This window comes from Rhodococcus artemisiae, from assembly GCF_036327795.1.
GTDB classification, from domain to species: domain Bacteria; phylum Actinomycetota; class Actinomycetes; order Mycobacteriales; family Mycobacteriaceae; genus Rhodococcus; species Rhodococcus artemisiae.
Genome location: NZ_JAUTXY010000004.1, coordinates 310,822 through 327,104 on the forward strand (window position 1 = coordinate 310,822; position 16,283 = coordinate 327,104).

The window sequence follows — 16,283 nt, forward strand, 5'->3', positions numbered from 1 at the left end:
GGACTGCAGTGACAGATATCGAATACACGGTGGCAGACCACATCGCCACCATTCGTCTCAACCGACCGCACCGCAAGAATGCATTCACGCTCGAGATGATCGACACCTGGGCACATGCGCTGATCGAAGCGGAGCGGGACCCCGATGTGCGTGTGGTGGTCCTGACCGGGTCCGGGGGATCGTTCTGTTCGGGTGTCGATCTTTCGGTTCTCGACGAGATCGCCCCGACACCTCTGGGCGCGAAGGACCTTCTCACCAAGAATGTGCACAGGGTTGCCCATGCGGCGGAGGCGCTCAGCAAGCCGTACCTGGCCGGTGTCTCGGGCGATGCATTCGGTGCAGGGATGGACATGGCGCTGCTCGCCGATATTCGGCTCGCCTCCGAGTCTGCGAGGCTGTCCCAGGCCTACATCAAAGTGGGGCTCGTGCCCGGCGACGGGGGGTGTTACCTCCTGCCGCGCATCGTCGGCAGCGCGACCGCTCTGCAACTGATGTGGACCGGACGCGTTGTCGAAGCACAGGAAGCGTTGTCGCTTGGCCTGGTGAGTGCCGTGCATTCGGATGACCGGCTGGAGGAGGCCGTCTTTTCGCTTGCGGACGAGATCGCCCGGCAGCCTCCTGTGGCTGTCCAGATAATCAAGCGCAGCGCACGGTTGGGTGAAAGACACGACCTGAGAACGGCACTCGATCTCATTTCCTCGCATCACGCGGTCGTGATGGCCACCGAGGATTCACGGGAAGCGCGCCGCGCCATGGCGGAGAAGCGATCGGGGCACTTCGTCGGCCGATGAATTCCGGTGAATTGTCGGCGAATCATTGACATGACCACTTCTATGAAATATGACTACATTAACACTGTTATCGAGGTCACAGTGTTTCACAGCAAAGTCACTCGCGACATCGCGGATCCAATGGAGGTGGGCAAATGACTGTCCCGAGCGCCCACGAACGTCTCAGTGTGTGTACGTACGGATGCCGGAAACCCGTGACCGCGTCCTCAACTGATGGCCGACTCCCGGGGGTTGACGAGACCCCTTAAATATCACTATATTATTTAGTGTTACGCATCACACTCCGTTGATGCGCCCCTGGCGGGTAGGGCTTCGGTCGCCCCCCGATGTCACCTCATCGTGCAGCCCCTCGTGAATCGACCGTCCGAGCGAAAGGATCCATCGTGACCCAGACTCCTCCAGTGCAGCCGTTCAAGCGAGACATGTTCAACGACTTCGATTTCGAAGACCCGGAGTTCAACGAGCGATTCGACGATGTAATGAACGAGATGGCCGCGAAATGCCCGGTGGCGCACAGCCGGACCGGGCACGGGTACAAGGTCATCAACACCTACAAGGACGTGAAGAAGGCGGCCCAGGATTGGCGGACATTCAGCTCGGCGAAAGGTTACATGGTCAATCGCCCCGAGGGCTCGCCGGTCATCCTTCCGGAAGAATCCGACCCGCCGTACCACGACAAGTGGCGCAAGGTCCTGAACCCGTTCCTCGCACCGAACGCGGTCGCCGGATTCGAGGAGGAGATTCGTGCGGCCGCGAACGAGTTGATCGACAAGTTCGCCGACGCAGGTGGCTGCAACTTCGTCAACGACTTCTCCGCGCATCTCCCGGGCATGGTGTTCTTCCGCTGCCTGATGGGCGTCCCCGAGGCCGATCTCCCCGAACTGTTCGAGGGGATCGACAAGGGGACGTTCGGACCGATCGAGGAACGCCCCCAGTACTTCATGAAGGTCAACGACTATCTTGCGAACTACCTCGAACAGCGCAGCAAGGAAGCGCCGCGCGGTGACGTCGTGGACGTGGTCAATGCGGGAGTCGAGTGGGAAGATGGCACTCCCGCGTCGTGGGAGGACAAGGTTGCCATCGTCCTCGACTTGGTATTCGGAGGGCTTGCGACCACCACACACGCTATGACAGCCGCGGTCGACTACCTTGCGCAGCACGACGACGTGCGGAAGGAGTTGTGCGAGAACCCCGGTCTCATCCCGCAGGCCGTCGAGGAGTTCGTGCGTCTGTTCGCGCCTGTCGTGGCGCCGGCTCGATACGTCACCCAGGACACCACCTTGGGCGATCTCGAACTGCGTGAGGGTGAGTGGATTGCACTCAATTATGCTGCAGTATCCAGGGATCCCGCTCTGACGGAGAACCCGACTGTCCTCGATATCCACCGTAAGGGCACGGTCCACTCTGCATTCGGGATAGGTCCGCACCGTTGTCTCGGCTCGCACCTCGCGCGACTCGAACTCACGGTGACGCTCGAGGAGTTCCTGCGTCGAATCCCCGACTTCCATCTCACAGAAGGAACTTCGGCGAAGACGGAGACCAGCCAGCTACGAACGACAACCTCTCTGGAGATCACTTTCGGCACCGAGGCGAAGGGCTGACGCGATGAAACTGACAATCGACAGCGGACTGTGCAGCGGTCACGGACGCTGCTACGCCATGGCACCCGATGTGTACGAATCGGACGACGAGGGCTTCTCGGACCATCGGGATGTCGCGCGTGAGGTGTCGGCCGGCCATGAGGACGCTGCACGTGAAGGAGCGCAGAGCTGCCCGGAGGGGGCCATCGACATAAGCGAGGACTGATACGACCCCGCCTCCGCATACCGCGGGCGCCCCGGCGAGCCACCCCTGCTGCCGCCGAGGCGCCCGCTTCCAGCTGTGTGGAGCGTGTCCTGTGTGGAGGGTGTCGGAGCGCGATCGGCATGGTGTGTGTTCTTCACCCACAATGCAGGACGCCCTCACCGGCTCGGTGAGGGCGTCCTGCGTCAGCTGCGTCAGGCGGTGAACCGGTACTGAGCCAGGCCACGAACCCAGTACGAGGGCATCCACTCGGGGCGCTGCTCGACCGGCCGGAGATCGGGGAAACGGGTCAACAGTCCGCTGACAGCCTTTGCGCACATCATCCGGCCGAGCGGAGCTCCGATGCAGTGATGCGCACCGGTGGCGAACGACAGGTGCTTGTTGAGATTCGGCCGGTCCAGAATGAACTGGGCAGGCTCGTCGAATATTGTGTCGTCGTGGTTGGCGGCTGCGATGTAGGAGAACACCATCGACCCCGCCGGGATGGCAACGCCCGCGACGTCGACGTCCTGAACCGCCGTCTGGAACACCATCTGCACGGGGGAGTTCTGGCGCAGAGTCTCCTGGACGGCGGCCAGCGCTCGGCTCGGGTCACGACGCACTTCGTCCAGGATCTCGGGATGGGAGAACAGGTTGTACACGGTCGAACTGATGAGATGGGACGGCGTTTCGGAACCACCGAACTGCATCAGCGCCACCAGACTCAGGATTTCGGTGGCGGTGAGCGTCTGCTTCTCTTCCTCGGCGCGAACCAGATCGGAAATCAGGTCGGTTCCGGGGTGCGTGCGTCGATACTCGATCTGCTCGGTGAAATAGGCGCGGAGTTCGGCCACGCTCGCGCGAATACGATCGAGGTCCTCCTGGGGGAGGACTCCTCGATTGGGCGCCTGCAGTAGATCCGCCGTCCACCGCTTGAAGTCTTCCCGCACAGCCGGGTCTTCCACTCCCAGCAGGTCGGCGGTGACGTTGACAGGAACGTACGCAGCAAAGTCGGACACCAGATCGAAGTCGGATCGCGTGGTTTCGAGGTTGTCCAGAAGCCGTTCGATGACGCCGTCGACCTTGGGTTCCATGGTCTTGATCGCGTTCGGTCGGAATCCAGCGTTGGCCAGACGTCGGATGCGTGAGTGCTCGGGTGGATCGGTCGCGATGATCGAGCTCACTTCGGGTACCGGGTCGAACTCTCCGAATGCGTTGCTGGTGAAATCTTTTGCCGAAAAAATCTCGGGCCGTTTGAACGTGCTCTCCACGTCGGCGTAGCGGAAGATCCCCCATGCTGCGACCGATTCGATGTACTGCACCGGTGCGTTGCGTCGCAGTTCCTCGTAGTAGGGATAGGGATCCTGTTGCACCTCGTACGAGAGGGGGTCAAAGGCTGTAGCGGTGGTCATGGTGGCCTCCAGAATGCGACTGCCGGGCTCGTCGACGGCGAACCGGACTTCTATGGCTGTGATGCACGACACGTGCTGTAAATAACTTAACCATATCTATATTTTAGGGTCAAGGATGAAGGAGGAGGGCCCGGAGGTTGCTGTCGCAACCTCCGGGCCCTTGTGGTCACCCGATGCGGGCTGGTGTCACACCGAAATCTTCAGCAGGCGTGCCAGGTTGAGACCGAGGATCCGGTCCACGTCGTCGTCGGCGAGCCCGAGTTCGCGAACCGCTCTGATCTCGCGGGCCTGATCGGCCATCGGCCAGTCGGAGGCGAAGACGACCCGTTCCGGGCCGTGCTTCTCGATCACCTTGCGGACCTCTGCGGGATTGAGCTCGGCCAGGCTCGGGGGCCACGAGGTGTCCAGGTAGACCGGTAGGCCTACGACGAATTCAACGGCAGCCTCGAACTGTTGGTAACCGCCGAAATGGCACGCGATGACATCCAGCTTCGGGAAGTTGCGAGACAGATCTGCGAGCATCGTCGGGCTGCACACTCCGTCGGAGCTTGCTGTGCTGATGGATCCGACGTGGATGATCACGGCGAACTCGCCCTGCATCGCGTCGAGCAGGGGAGCGAGACGCTGATCGTCCAACGCGTAGCGCTGGAAGAAGGGATGGATCTTCGCACCCTTCAATCCGTGTCGACGAAGGCTTTCGAGGTTCTCCTCTGGAGTCAGATCGGGATGGACCGAGCCGAATCCGATGAAGTGGTCGGGGTCGAGGGATGCCGAGAACTTGTTGGCCTTGTCCACGGCGCTGCCGTCGTTGGCCACCGCGAGGCACACCGAACGGTCCACCCCGGCTTCCTGCATGGACTTCTTCAGGCCGTCCCGAGTGCCGTCGCCTCGACGCTCGAGGTCGGGAACCGATCCGGCGAGTGCCTTGCGTGCGACGGCGTCCGGCCACATGTGTGTATGTGCATCGATGATCATGGAAATCCTCTCAGAGTCGGCTGACTTCGCCGCCGTCGATGACGGCGACCGAACCGGTGATGAAATCCGACAGGGGCGACGCCAGATACGCCACCAGGGGACCGAACTCGGCCGGATCGCCCATGCGGCCGGCCGGAATCTTCCGCAGCCGCTTCGCGAGGATCTCGGGGGACTCGGTGACCGCGCTCTGCGCATCGGTGGTGAAGGCGCCGGGGGCAATGGCGTTGACCTGGACGCCCTTCTTGGCCCACTCGCCGGCGAGAGCCTTCGTGAACTGCAGGATCGCGCCCTTGGACGACGAGTATGCAACCAATGTCGGCTTTCCCTTGATGCCCGACGTGCTGGCCACATTGATGATCTTGCCGGATCCCTGAGGGAGAAGATGTTGCGCCGCAGCTCGGGTCAACACGGCCGGTGCGCGGACGTTGACGTCGAACACTTCGTCCCACTGCTTCTGTGGCTGCTCGTCGAACCTGCCGGCAGGCGCGATCCCTGCGTTGTTGACCACGATATCGAGTCTGCCGAACGCTTCGACGGCTGCATCGGCAAGTGCTGCAACCGCATCCATATCGCGCATGTCGCACGGGTGTACCACCGTGCGGTCGGGATACCTGCTGTGCAATTCCTCGAGTGGCTCGCGCGACCTGGCGGCCAGGAGAACGGAGGCGCCCTCGTCGAGCAGTGCCTCGGCTGCGGCTTTCCCCAGGCCACGGCTTGCGCCCGTGACGATTGCAGCCTTCCCTGCCAGTTGCAGATCCATGAGTTTCATCCTTTCACCGTGGAGAGTCGCGCGATATGGCTTGTGCGATTGCTCCGCGCGGTCGTGTGTGACTATTGCCACCACCCGTTTACCATGATTATATTTGCCATATTAAGCGCACCGGACGTCGAACGCCAGACCTCGTCGCACGGCAAGGTGCACCTCCAGGCGCGGCGGTCGGGTCGTGTGAGGAGAACTGTTGCAACACAACAAGGAGGACGACATGACCGTGCAGATCGCAATCAACGAGTCCGCGCACTACCCCCACTCGGTGGAGGAGATCTGGAAGCTGTGCGGGGCCCCGGGAGAGGCAGACCAGTGGCTGCCCGCAGTGGCGAAGTCCTGGCTCGACGGAGATGTTCGATACGCGGAACTGGCAGGCGGCGTGGGAACGGCGCGTGAACGGATCACCGAGCATGTCGACGCACGTCATTACTACGACTACGACTACATCGACGGCCCCCTGGTGCTGAAGGCCTTCAGCTCGCGATTTGCCGTGGTCGCCGCGTCGGAAGGCGGTGCCGACATTCTGTGGACCGCGCAGTTCCAGGCCGACAACGAGACCGAAGGTGACGAACTGCGGCAGGCTGTCAGCGGCATGTACCAGGGTGGGCTGCAGCGGATCGGTGAGGTCCTGGCATCGGACCGAGTGTGAGGGAACCGGCACCTGCTGGTGGCTTTCATCTCCTCATCGGCTCTGTAAGGAGATTGATGTGAACGCGAATCGGCTACTTCCCCCCAATCCCGACGATCCCGACGAATACGCAGCGCTCCGGAGCGAAGTTCGGTCGTTTCTTCGGGAATGTCTGGATTCGGGGCAGTTCACGCCGGGAGTGGACACGTGGCTGACGGGGTGGGATCCGGACTTCACACGCCTTCTGGCGACTCGTGGATGGATCGGAATGACGATCCCGACGGAGTACGGCGGCCATGGGCGATCGCACACCGAACGGTTCGTGGTTACGGAAGAACTCCTCGCGTATGGTGCTCCGGTTGCTGCACACTGGATCGCCGACCGTCAGAGTGCACCGTCGCTGCTGAAGTTCGGGACGGATGAGCAGAAGCTGACGTTTCTTCCCGCAATCGCGCAGGGCACCTACTTCTTCGGAATCGGTATGAGCGAACCCGATACCGGATCCGACCTTGCAGGCGTGCGTACCAAAGCGGTTCAGGTCGACGGAGGGTGGCGGATCAGCGGTACGAAGGTGTGGACTTCGGGCGCGCACCACGCCGATGCGTTCTTCGCTCTGGCACGGACGTCGCCGAAGGATCCTGCTGCCAGGCACGCAGGTCTGAGCCAGTTCATCGTCGATCTTCGATCAGATGGTGTGGAGATCCGTCCGATCATCTCCATGACGGGTAGCCATCACTTCAACGAGGTCGTGATGGATGACGTGTTCGTCCCGGACGGCATGGTTCTCGGAAAGATCGGCGACGGTTGGCGGCAGGTCACCTCCGAACTCGGCTACGAGCGGAGCGGACCGGAGAGGTTCCTGTCGACATTCGTGCTGCTTGCCGAGGCCGCCGAACAGGCGGGTGCACGGGGTCGCGCCGGTGACGACGACGGTGGGATCGGTCGCTACATAGCGCGGATCACCGGTCTTCATCACATGTCGTCGGCTGTCGCAGGGGCGCTGCAACGCAGCGAGGCCGCCGATAGTGCCGCAGCAGCAGTGAAACTCCTCGGGACGACGACGGAAGGCGACATCGCCGAATATGTCGACCTACGTCTCGATCGCGACGACGTGCCGGAACCCGATCGTTTCCGCGAGTTGGTCGACTCTGCTGTCCAGCAGCGGCCGGGATTCACGTTGCGGGGTGGCACGACCGAGGTACTCGAAGGTGTCTTGGCTCGAGAGTTGGGATTACGCTGATGAATTCGACTGCACTGATCGATTCGGACGTCGTCGACATGATGACGTCGGTATTTGCTGCCCACTGTGCAGACCGGATCACACCGGGCGCTGCCGTCGAGTTCGACGAGAACCTGTGGCAGGTGCTCGACGAACTCGGTTTGACGCGGCTCACCGGCGCCGAGTCCCACGGTGGGAGCGGGGCTGATTGGCACACGGCATCGGCGTTGCTTGCTGCTGCGTCGGGTGCTGCGGTGACGGCACCTCTGGTGGAACACGACCTGCTCGCGGGGTGGTTGCTCGACACTGCGGGTCTCCCGATGGGGGATGGACTCGGAACCGCGTTTCTCATGGACCCTTCCGGTACGACCCACGCAGTACCCTGGGCTCGCCATGCCCGGTTCGCAGTACCGCTGCGACTCGACGGCGACCGCTGGGTGGTCGCACACGTCGACGCCGACCGACTCGACATCCGGCGCTCCGAGAACCTCGCCGGCGAGCCCCGAGACACGGTGACCATCGAGGTGGACGACGTGAAGTGGGTACCGGTGCTCCAGGGTACCGCCGAATCGTTCTTCCTCAGGGGTGCGCTCGCTCGGGTCCTGCAGATGTGCGGTGCCATGGAGCGAGTCGTCGAGTTGTGTATCGAACACGTCTCCGGTCGTGAGCAGTTCGGTCGCGCCTTGTCGAAGTTTCAGGCCGTGCAGCGTCTGGTCTCCCATGCGGCCGCCGAGACTGCTCTGGCGAGAGCGTCGGCGGATGCCGCTGTGGCGCATGTCGAACGAGCCGGGTGGGACGACAGAGCGTCGATCGCAGTGGCAGTCGCGAAATCCTGTGCCGGACACGCAGCGTCCACCGTCGTCCGCAATGCGCATCAGGTTCACGGCGCGATCGGTACGACGTCCGAACACGATCTGCACAGGTTCACGCGCCCCGTGCTCGCGTGGAGGTCGGAGTTCGGATCGGTGGCCCGCTGGGATCGGCTACTGACGAAGGCTGCTGTCGATGCGGGTCGGGATGGTGCGTGGAGCCTGGTCGCGCACGGTGGTGCAGTACCCGACCTCCTCGCGATTGTTCGCGGGTGACGAAAGGGACCGGTCTCCGAGGAGGCCGGTCCCCATCGTCGCGTGTTCTGCTCAGGAGTTCGTGGCGTGCGAGGGAGGCCAGTCATTCACCATGTGCAGGCCACGCCCCAGATGCGCGGCCCCGTCGATCTGCAATACCTGACCGGTGATCATGCGAGAGGCCGGAGTCGCGAGGTATGCGACGAGCTCTGCCACGTCAGCGACCGGAGTCGGGCGTCCCGCGGGAACGGATCGCGGAACCACGTCTTCGAGCAGGGACGTTGCGATCGCCGCAGGGAGTAGCTCGGAGATGACAACACCGGGCGCGACGCAATTCGCTCGGATCCCGAGATGCGCCCATTCGAGTGCGATCGTCTTCGTCATCGCGAGCACGCCGGCGCGTGCGGCAAGGGAATGCGCGAGCCCGACGGAGCCTCGATCGACGCCCGACAGGGAAATATTCACGATGCTCCCACCACGCAGTGCGAGAAATGGTTTGGCCTCGGAGATGACCGTGAATACCGAGTTCAGGTTGAGGTCGACGACAGACCTGAATCCATTGTCCGTAATGTCGTCTGTGGCCGCGTAGAACTGACCGCCGGCGTTGTTGACCAGGATGTCGATTCCGGTGTCTGCAGCTGCTTTCGCAATCACAGACCTTATGAGTGTGGAGTCACGGACGTCGGCCTGAAACCACCGAAAGCTACCGGACGTACCTTCCGTGTATTGTTCGGTATCCCGCAGGGAATTGTCGTTGCGGCCGATACCGACGACGTGTGCACCGAGTTCGGCCAGACGAATGGCAATCGCTTGCCCGATGCCACTTCCCGCGCCGGTGATGACGGCGTGACGGCCGGACAGCGAGTTGTCCGAGAGGATTCTGATGTCGGTCGAATCCCACGCGGCACCTGCTTGTTTCGGATGAGGTCGATCTGTCAGCACAGCCGGGGTCCTTCCTTCGGGCCCTCTGCGTGCGTCTGCCCTCGAGTGGCGCAGGGGACTACTTGTTGACTCGTCTTGTGCAAAATAGGGTATAACATATCTATCTTTAATGTCCAGGTGTCTTTCGTTGATCGTGGGCACCCGCGGCCGGATATGTAGGGATACCGTCGATTCCACGGCAAGTTCGAAGAGAAGGGAAATGGGATGCGTGCTCTCCGATATCTAGGTGTCAACGACGTCGCCTTCACTGAGGTAGACAAGCCCACTGTTCCGCCCGGGCATGTGCTCGTCGAGGTTGCTGCAGCCGGTATCTGTCAGACGGATGTGCATGTGCGGGCATCAACCGTGCAAATGCTGCCGTCGGGCGTCGTCCTCGGCCACGAAATCGCCGGTCATGTTGCCGAGTCGGCCGCGGACGTGGTGAACTTCGGTGTCGGTGACCTCGTCGTCGTGTACCCGGTGTGGTCCTGTGGCGTGTGCCGTCAATGCATTGCAGGTCGCGAGAATGCATGCCTGAGCACAGGCGGACGCATGTTGCCGGCCCCCACGCCCGGGGTGTCCGTCGACGGGGGAATCGCCGAGTTCGTGACGGTCCCGGCATCCGCCCTCGTGCCTGCCGACGGGCTGGACCCGGCATTCGCGGCGGTGCTCACAGACGCTGCAATCGTGCCCTACCACTCCATCAGGGCTGCCGAGGATCTTCTCCGGCCAGGTTCATGCGCTGTGGTCATCGGGATCGGTGGGTTGGGGCAATTCGCGGTGGAACTACTGCGTGCGCTCACCGGCGCGACCGTGATAGCCCTCGATGTCAAGGACTCTGCCCTGGAGGGGGTACGTGACAAAGTCGACCACACATTCCGGTCAGACGGGCCCGGCGTGATCGAAGCCGTTCTCGAAGTGGCCGGAGGGCATGGTGCCGACTTGGTCCTCGACCTGGTAGGAAGCAGTGCAACATTGACGCTGTCGGCATCGGTCGTGGCGCCGTACGGTGCGATTCGAGTGCCGGGCTTGAGCGATGGAGTTTTCGAGTTCGAAACATCCCAATTGTCCACTTCGCTTCCCTGGGGAGCGTCGATTACTCGGCCCTACAGCGGAACTCGACAGGACCTGCACGATCTCGTCGCCCTTGCGCGGACCGGACGGATCAGCGCCAATCTGAAGCGCTACAGCTTCGATGAAGCGCTCCACGCCCTCGACGACCTGGAGTCGGGCAAGATCAATGGGCGCGCGGTGGTGATGATGAAGTAGCCGGTCACGGTGCGGGCGCGAGAAGATCTGCGGGGATCTGCTGGTCCTGTTCGAGCGCTCCGAAGAACTGGATCGCCCGCTCGCGATCCCACAGAAGTACGTTGCCGACGCCGTATACGTCCTCGAACCCTCCGACGGGCACAGTGGCCGTCACCGTCTCGCCGCGCATCGCCCACGCGAGCCGGCCGAGGTTCCACAGGTGATCGCCTTCGTCGACGCGCACCGAGCCTGCCGCGCCCGATACGAGCGGCCACAGCCGGAACGGATTGAGGAAGGTGGTGGGGCTGGTCGCCTTACCCAGCAACGCCGACATGAACAGCCGCTGGTTGTTCATCCGGTCGAGGTCTGCGAGTGGTGTGGCGCGGGTGCGTACGAATCCGAGCGACTGCGCGCCGTTCAGTTCCTGGCAGCCGGCCTCGAGTTGCAGGCCCGCGAGCGGGTCGTCGATCGGATACGGGACGCAGATGTCGACCCCGCCGACCGCATCGACGATCGATGCGAATCCGCTGAAGCCGATCTCGGTGTAGTGATCGATGTGGATGCCCGTCGCTCCTTCGACCGTCTGGACGAGCAGCTGTGGCCCACCGAGCGCGAACGAGGCGTTCAGTTTGTCCTGTCCGAAACCGGGCACGGGGACGTACGAGTCGCGGGGCAGGCTCACCATCGTGGTCGCACCGCCCCCGCTGGGGACGTGGACGAGCAGGATCGTGTCGGTGCGATCGGGGCCGACGTCGCCGCCGGTCGCGAGTTCCTGTTCTTGCTCGGGCGTCAGCCCGATGCGGCTGTCGGACCCCACCAACAGGAAATTGGTTCCGGGAGTGTCGCCGATACGGCCCTCGTAGTCGGCGAGTGCATCGATCCGGTCGAGTTTGCCGTCGAAGTAGACGACACCCGCGACCGCCGCGACGAGAAGGACCGCGAGCAGCGCGCCCACACGACGCAGGGTGCGTCGAGCGCCGCCGGGGCGTCGGCGCCGCGGTTCCGGTTCGGCGACCGGCGGTGGCCGGCGACGCGGAGGAGCAGGCGGTGGTGCCGACGCGGCACGTCGCTTGTCGACGAACGGCTCGGGTTGCTGCCGTGGCTGGTGCTGCTGTTGTGGCGGTGGCTGCCGACGCGGTGGTGGTTGCTGTGACGGCGGTTGTTGCCGAGGCGGTGGTTGTTGCCGAGGTGGTGGCTGCCTGTGGGGAGGCGCCGGCGCGGCGCGCTGCTCGGAACCGGGTGCCTGCGACCACGCCCGTGGCGGCGCGGCAGGGCTGCGCCGGATCACCTGGTTGCCTTCCGGGGAGGGAGGCGCGGCGGGTGGTGGGACGGGTCGGCGCATCGGCGGTTGCCGACGCGGCGGCGGCCCCTGCGGTGGGCGCGGCCGGTTCCGGGGATCGGGTTGGTCGCCGTTCACCCGGACAACTGTACGTTCACGGCAGCCATGAGACGTGCCCCCGCAATGCTTGGTATCCGATGAACGCGACGCAGTCGATCAGCGCGTGTGCGACCACGAGGGGCCACAGTTTCGAGGTGCGTTGCCAGTACCGGCCGAACACCAGACCCATGATGACGTTGCCGAATCCGCCGCCGAGCCCCTGGTAGAGGTGGTAACTGCCGCGGAGCAGTGCCGACGCCAGCAGCGATCCGTTCTCCGACCACCCGAGCTGCCGTAGCCGAGTGATCAGATACGCGACCACCAGTATTTCTTCTGCACCCGAGTTGGCGATGGCCCACAGCACTTCCGTGGGCAGGCGCCACCAGTAGTCTGCGAGGATGCTCGGCGCCACGTTGAGGTTGAGTCCGGCGGCGCGTGCCACGAGGTACAGCCCGAGGCCGGGCAGCCCGATGAGTGCGGCGAGCCCGGCGCCTGGAAGCCAGTCGCGGCGCAGTAGTGGACGCGCGAAGCCGATGATCTTCGGGCCGCGGCCGCTGCGCCACAGGAGATAGAGACCGAGTGCGGCCCATGCGAGCAGGCGGACGATGCCGAGGAGTTGTCGCGCGAGGTCTATGAACTGCTGCGACGACCGCGGCGCATTCAGCGCGACTGTCTGATCGGACAGCGGCTCCGGTGCGAGGGCAGCTTCCAATAGCGACAGGATCGACGACAGGCCGCTGAGCCCGAAGGTGACGAGCAGGACGATCGCAATTTCGATCCACAAGGCCCGGCGTTCGGCAGCATCGAGTGGCGTGCCGGGATTCTGCCGGGGTGGATTGAGCCAGGTGCGGATCGTCGTCACGGGAGAGATTGTGCCGGAACGCGCTGTAAAGCCGGCCGCGCGTTCAGTGAGCGGCGCGCATCCCGTTCATGAACGGGCATCCGACCAGTAGGCGCAGCGCTTTGCTGAGCCCGTTCGGCTCGTCGACGGGCTCCTGGAAGGGGATGCGGACGTCGTGGTCGCCCTCACCGGATTCGATGCGCAGACGCAGTCCGTACCGGTCGAGGCCGAGGGGGCGGATTCGGCCGGTGCGTGCAGACGGCGGGATTCGCCGCGCGATGCGGGCGAGGATGTCTGCGTGATCCTGCTCGAGGTGCTCGAGCCACGCGGTTTCGTAGGTGGCGAAGGGGTCGGGGGCGGCGTCGAAGACGTCCGGGAGGTCGACCGATTCGGCTCCGGTCGTGTCTGCAGCGACCACGGACGTGAGTCGGAGGACGAGTAGCTCAGAGTTGTGGCCGACGTCGAGGAGTTCGGGGTGCGGAAGGATCTCGGCGACTTCGGCAGCGACCTGTCGCGGTTCGTCGACGGGGAACAGGTTCCCGCTGAGCCAGATCAGCGACCGGACGGGGTTGCGCAGATTCAGGGGCGAGTGGTCGGTCAGTTCGAGCATCGCGGGCAGGCCTGCCGCTCCGGACTGCCAGGCGAGTGCCACCGCCGTGGCCTCGGCCGGTACGACGATCGCGATGTCTCCGTCTTCCTGCAGGAAGTGGACGGTCGTCTGGATCGGATCGCAGCCGTCGATCGCCAGATAGGTGGTATCCGCGCGGATGAGAGCGGTGCGCACGCGTTCTGCCGTCGTCGGCGCCGGAATGTCGGTCGTGGTGGTCTGCATGCGAGGCCCTCCTTCTCATGTAGGTGAGGCAAACCTAAGTCATTGTGACGCTGGTCGCAAGGGTTACGCGCGTTAACCTGAACGACGTGTCGATCCCACTGCCCCTCGGAATGCCGCCCTCGCGGGAAGAGCCGCGTGGCCTGCTCGACGCGCTGCTCTCCACTCGGCACACGGACCTCGCGCTCGCCGCGTCCGGGCCGGAATCGGCAGCGCCGATCGTTCCCGCGAGCGAGATTGCGGAGGTCCCCGGTCGTGATGTCGTCGTCGAGCTCGATGCCTCCGCCGAAGCGCCGTCACCCGCAGGGTGGCGACCCGTTCGTTACCAGCTCGACTGTGCGCGAGGTGACCTCGACGACGTGCTCGCGTTCACCGCCCCCGCGCCGTTGGCGGTCTACGTGCAGGTCGACGACCCAGCGCTCGCCGACACGGCCCGTGCACTCACCGAAGCGGGGCACATCCCGGGGTTGCCGACCGGCCACACGCCGGGCGCCGTGGCAGATTTCCTCGCCGTTCTCGCACACGCCGACACCGGGTTCGTTGCTCGTGCACAGACGGCCTCCGACGTGCTCGCACTGCTCTCCGGCACGGCGGCAGCGCTGAGCGGTTCCGACGTCCGTGACGCCCTCACCGCACCCGATGCCGACCGGCTGGGCCGCTTGATCCCCGAGGCCATCGGGGCATTGCGCGAGATTCTGCTCGCTGTCGAGGTCGACGACACCGACGCGGTGCTGGGTGGGTTACGAGAGCTGGGTCTCACGTCGCGCTGAGACGGTTCACTTTTCCGACGCATCCAGGCAAGGGGCGATGCGTAATCTGGAAGCCGTGCCCCGTATCGCGTATTTCGGCCCGACCGGAACCTTCACCGAAATGGCCCTCGCCCGGTTCGAGGACCTCGGTGTCTTCGACGAACCCGTCGTGCGCGTCGCCGCGGCCAGCCCGCCTGCCACGCTGCAGTTGCTGCGCGACGGTGAGGTGGACGCCGCGGTCGTTCCCATCGAGAGTTCCGTCGAAGGTTCGGTTCCCCCGACGATGGACGCGCTCTCGATGGGGCCTCGCTTGCAGATCGTGGCGGAAACCGAACTCGACATCGCGTTCACCGTCGTGGTGCGCTCCGGGATGACATTCGACAAGATCGAGACCATCGGCGCGTACCCGGTGGCAGCCGCCCAGGTTCGGCAGTGGGTCAGTGACACGCTGCCCCACGCCGCGATCGTGACCGCATCCTCCAACGCGGGTGCCGCCGAGGACGTGGAGGCCGGCAAGGTCGACGCGGGTGTGTCGACCGCGCTCGCCGGTGAACGACTGGGCCTCGAGGTCTTCGCGGATGGCGTAGCGGATTTCGCCGGAGCCCGAACACGGTTCGTTCTCGTCACTCGTCCGGTTCCGGTGCCGAAGCGGACCGGCCGCGACCGCACGTCGGTGATCCTGCAGCTCCCCAACGAGCCAGGGTCGCTCGTCCGTGCGATGACGGAGTTCGCGACCCGCGGCATCGACCTGACCCGTATCGAGTCGAGACCCACGCGAAAGGAATACGGCACCTACTTCTTCCACTTGGACTGTGTGGGGCATATCGACGATGCACTCGTTGCGGAAGCACTCAAGGCACTTCACCGTTTCGCCCAGGTGCGGTTCCTCGGTTCGTGGGCGGCAGTGTCCGAGCCGGGCGTCGCCCCGGTGTCGGACGAAGACGATGCACAGTGGCTGGAGCAGTTGCGGCGCGGAGAGGAAAGCAGTTGAACGGGAGATTGATCCTGGCCCGGCACGGCCAGACGGTGGCGAATGTCGAGAAGCGGCTCGACACGAAGCTTCCCGGTGCGGAGTTGACGGAACTCGGTGTCACGCAGGCGAAGACGCTCGGCAAGAACCTCATCGAGCGGGCACCGACGCTGCTCGTGTCATCCGAGGCGATTCGCGCACGGCAGACCGCGCAGCATGCGCAGGACCCGGTGGGTCTGCAGGCGTCGGCGCGCGAGGGGCTGCACGAAGTGCAGGTCGGTGAACTCGAGGACCGCAACGACGAAGAGTCGCACGCGATGTTCGTGAAGGTCTACCAGGCGTGGCACGACGGCGACCTGCGTGCGAGGGTGCCCGGCGGCGAGACCGCGTTCGACGTGCTCGACCGATTCGTGCCTGTGCTCGACGAGCTGCGCGCCGACTACCTCGAGGCGGGATCGGGCGACATCGTCGTGGTCAGCCACGGCGCCGCGATCCGTCTGGTCGCGTCATACCTCGGTAAGGTGCCCGGCGGTTTCGCGAGCGGCAACCACCTGGCCAACACCGACACCGTCGAACTCGTGCCGGTACCCGGTGGCGGATGGGAGTGCGTGCGGTGGGCGGCAGTCCACGCACCGTTCCACGACACCGCCCGTGCAGGAGCCGACGACCCGATGGGGTGAGCCGGAGCGCTGCGATCGTGACGCAAACAG

At 64.3% G+C, this 16,283-nt stretch carries 17 protein-coding genes; 10 read left to right on the forward strand and 7 right to left on the reverse strand.

Annotated elements, in window-relative coordinates:
- Positions 1–8 precede the first annotated feature (8 nt).
- The 3 genes from Q7514_RS11500 (at position 9) to Q7514_RS11510 (ending at position 2,597) form a co-directional block, all read left to right on the forward strand.
- On the forward strand, positions 9–791 hold the full coding sequence (locus Q7514_RS11500) for an enoyl-CoA hydratase/isomerase family protein (RefSeq protein WP_330133378.1): 783 nt from the start codon (positions 9–11) through the stop codon (positions 789–791).
- 383 nt (positions 792–1,174) lie between these two features.
- On the forward strand, positions 1,175–2,392 hold the full coding sequence (locus Q7514_RS11505; protein ID WP_330133379.1) for a cytochrome P450: 1,218 nt from the start codon (positions 1,175–1,177) through the stop codon (positions 2,390–2,392).
- A 4-nt stretch (positions 2,393–2,396) separates the two neighbouring features.
- Positions 2,397–2,597 carry a ferredoxin gene (locus tag Q7514_RS11510; RefSeq protein WP_330133380.1) on the forward strand — a complete coding sequence of 67 codons (201 nt, stop codon included), beginning with the start codon at positions 2,397–2,399 and terminating at the stop codon, positions 2,595–2,597.
- A gap of 191 nt (positions 2,598–2,788) precedes the next feature.
- Here Q7514_RS11510 and Q7514_RS11515 read toward each other — a convergent pair whose 3' ends face one another.
- The 3 genes from Q7514_RS11515 to Q7514_RS11525 all read right to left on the reverse strand — a co-directional run bounded on the left by Q7514_RS11515 (position 2,789) and on the right by Q7514_RS11525 (position 5,720).
- Complete coding sequence (locus Q7514_RS11515; protein WP_330133381.1) at positions 2,789–3,985, reverse strand: cytochrome P450; 1,197 nt, start codon at positions 3,983–3,985, stop codon at positions 2,789–2,791.
- Between the two features lie 186 nt (positions 3,986–4,171).
- Positions 4,172–4,960: an amidohydrolase family protein gene (locus Q7514_RS11520; protein WP_330133382.1), complete on the reverse strand. Its 789-nt coding sequence runs from the start codon at positions 4,958–4,960 to the stop codon at positions 4,172–4,174.
- Between the two features lie 10 nt (positions 4,961–4,970).
- Positions 4,971–5,720, reverse strand: coding sequence for an SDR family NAD(P)-dependent oxidoreductase (locus Q7514_RS11525; protein WP_330133383.1), 750 nt, complete (start codon positions 5,718–5,720; stop codon positions 4,971–4,973).
- 223 nt (positions 5,721–5,943) lie between these two features.
- Here Q7514_RS11525 and Q7514_RS11530 point away from each other — a divergent pair, with 223 nt between their 5' ends.
- From Q7514_RS11530 to Q7514_RS11540, 3 genes are read left to right on the forward strand one after another with little or no spacing between them, the layout of a single operon-like run.
- Positions 5,944–6,375: an SRPBCC family protein gene (locus tag Q7514_RS11530; protein WP_330133384.1), complete on the forward strand. Its 432-nt coding sequence runs from the start codon at positions 5,944–5,946 to the stop codon at positions 6,373–6,375.
- Between the two features lie 58 nt (positions 6,376–6,433).
- Entirely contained in the window at positions 6,434–7,594 is a 1,161-nt protein-coding gene (locus Q7514_RS11535; RefSeq protein ID WP_330133385.1) for an acyl-CoA dehydrogenase family protein, read from the forward strand.
- Entirely contained in the window at positions 7,594–8,658 is a 1,065-nt protein-coding gene (locus Q7514_RS11540; RefSeq protein WP_330133386.1) for an acyl-CoA dehydrogenase family protein, read from the forward strand. Before Q7514_RS11535 ends, Q7514_RS11540 begins: the two co-directional genes overlap by 1 nt.
- Positions 8,659–8,709: 51 nt before the next feature.
- Here the strand turns inward: Q7514_RS11540 and Q7514_RS11545 are convergent, their stop codons facing one another.
- Positions 8,710–9,579, reverse strand: coding sequence for an SDR family NAD(P)-dependent oxidoreductase (locus Q7514_RS11545; RefSeq protein ID WP_330133387.1), 870 nt, complete (start codon positions 9,577–9,579; stop codon positions 8,710–8,712).
- Between the two features lie 204 nt (positions 9,580–9,783).
- Here Q7514_RS11545 and Q7514_RS11550 point away from each other — a divergent pair, with 204 nt between their 5' ends.
- The gene (locus Q7514_RS11550) at positions 9,784–10,827 is read left to right on the forward strand and encodes an alcohol dehydrogenase catalytic domain-containing protein (RefSeq protein WP_330133388.1); all 1,044 of its coding nucleotides are present in this window, start codon (positions 9,784–9,786) and stop codon (positions 10,825–10,827) included.
- A gap of 4 nt (positions 10,828–10,831) precedes the next feature.
- Here Q7514_RS11550 and Q7514_RS11555 read toward each other — a convergent pair whose 3' ends face one another.
- From Q7514_RS11555 to Q7514_RS11565, 3 genes are all read right to left on the reverse strand, one after another.
- On the reverse strand, positions 10,832–12,094 hold the full coding sequence (locus Q7514_RS11555; protein ID WP_408016075.1) for an LCP family protein: 1,263 nt from the start codon (positions 12,092–12,094) through the stop codon (positions 10,832–10,834).
- A 145-nt stretch (positions 12,095–12,239) separates the two neighbouring features.
- Positions 12,240–13,046 carry a CPBP family intramembrane glutamic endopeptidase gene (locus tag Q7514_RS11560; protein ID WP_408016071.1) on the reverse strand — a complete coding sequence of 269 codons (807 nt, stop codon included), beginning with the start codon at positions 13,044–13,046 and terminating at the stop codon, positions 12,240–12,242.
- A gap of 43 nt (positions 13,047–13,089) precedes the next feature.
- The gene (locus tag Q7514_RS11565; RefSeq protein ID WP_330133390.1) at positions 13,090–13,857 is read right to left on the reverse strand and encodes a DUF2470 domain-containing protein; all 768 of its coding nucleotides are present in this window, start codon (positions 13,855–13,857) and stop codon (positions 13,090–13,092) included.
- Positions 13,858–13,967: 110 nt separating this feature from the next.
- Here Q7514_RS11565 and Q7514_RS11570 point away from each other — a divergent pair, with 110 nt between their 5' ends.
- Genes Q7514_RS11570 through Q7514_RS11580 form a run of 3 tightly spaced genes read left to right on the forward strand, consistent with a single transcriptional unit; the run spans position 13,968 to position 16,253 of the window.
- Positions 13,968–14,624 (forward strand): hypothetical protein, encoded by a 657-nt coding sequence (locus tag Q7514_RS11570; RefSeq protein ID WP_330133558.1) that lies wholly within the window; start codon positions 13,968–13,970, stop codon positions 14,622–14,624.
- A gap of 55 nt (positions 14,625–14,679) precedes the next feature.
- Positions 14,680–15,594 carry a prephenate dehydratase gene (pheA, locus tag Q7514_RS11575; protein ID WP_330133559.1) on the forward strand — a complete coding sequence of 305 codons (915 nt, stop codon included), beginning with the start codon at positions 14,680–14,682 and terminating at the stop codon, positions 15,592–15,594.
- Positions 15,591–16,253: a histidine phosphatase family protein gene (locus Q7514_RS11580; RefSeq protein WP_330133391.1), complete on the forward strand. Its 663-nt coding sequence runs from the start codon at positions 15,591–15,593 to the stop codon at positions 16,251–16,253. The genes pheA and Q7514_RS11580 overlap by 4 nt, the downstream gene beginning before the upstream one ends.
- Positions 16,254–16,283: the final 30 nt, after the last annotated feature.

Bases quoted from the DNA above. Each gene is read 5' to 3' on its own strand.
- Q7514_RS11510 (WP_330133380.1), top strand. From the start codon at position 2,397: ATGAAACTGACAATCGACAGCGGACTGTGCAGCGGTCACGGACGCTGC.
- Q7514_RS11515 (WP_330133381.1), bottom strand. From the start codon at position 3,985: ATGACCACCGCTACAGCCTTTGACCCCCTCTCGTACGAGGTGCAACAG.
- Q7514_RS11520 (WP_330133382.1), bottom strand. From the start codon at position 4,960: ATGATCATCGATGCACATACACACATGTGGCCGGACGCCGTCGCACGC.
- Q7514_RS11525 (WP_330133383.1), bottom strand. From the start codon at position 5,720: ATGGATCTGCAACTGGCAGGGAAGGCTGCAATCGTCACGGGCGCAAGC.
- Q7514_RS11530 (WP_330133384.1), top strand. From the start codon at position 5,944: ATGACCGTGCAGATCGCAATCAACGAGTCCGCGCACTACCCCCACTCG.
- Q7514_RS11540 (WP_330133386.1), top strand. From the start codon at position 7,594: ATGAATTCGACTGCACTGATCGATTCGGACGTCGTCGACATGATGACG.
- Q7514_RS11550 (WP_330133388.1), top strand. From the start codon at position 9,784: ATGCGTGCTCTCCGATATCTAGGTGTCAACGACGTCGCCTTCACTGAG.
- Q7514_RS11565 (WP_330133390.1), bottom strand. From the start codon at position 13,857: ATGCAGACCACCACGACCGACATTCCGGCGCCGACGACGGCAGAACGC.
- Q7514_RS11570 (WP_330133558.1), top strand. From the start codon at position 13,968: ATGCCGCCCTCGCGGGAAGAGCCGCGTGGCCTGCTCGACGCGCTGCTC.